At 37.3% G+C, this 279-nt stretch carries 1 protein-coding gene; it reads left to right on the forward strand.

The window, feature by feature from the left end; translation table 11 throughout:
- The coding region (locus SB756_RS29550) for a LytR/AlgR family response regulator transcription factor (RefSeq protein WP_410913108.1) at window positions 1-279 on the forward strand (279 nt) is incomplete at both ends.

Consider the following 279-nt stretch of genomic DNA (forward strand, 5'->3'; position numbering starts at 1 on the left):
CCTCGTCTATTGATGAAGGTGCGCAACACAATACTGATACTATTAATTGCTTATTAGTTAAAAAGCGGGGTAAAGAATTTATTATAAAAATTGACGACGTGGATTGGCTTGAATCTTCAGGCAATTATGTAAATTTACATATTGGTACGTCCATTTACCCTTTAAGAGTGACGCTCACTGAATTAAGTAAACAACTAGAAGTGCAGGGTTTTTGTAGGATTCACCGAAGTCATGGCGTAAAACTCGATAAAGTAGAATGCATTACACCACTCCCCAGTG

Origin of the sequence: Pseudomonas sp. SIMBA_068, from assembly GCF_046534705.1 — a bacterium.
GTDB lineage: Bacteria > Pseudomonadota > Gammaproteobacteria > Pseudomonadales > Pseudomonadaceae > Aquipseudomonas > Aquipseudomonas putida.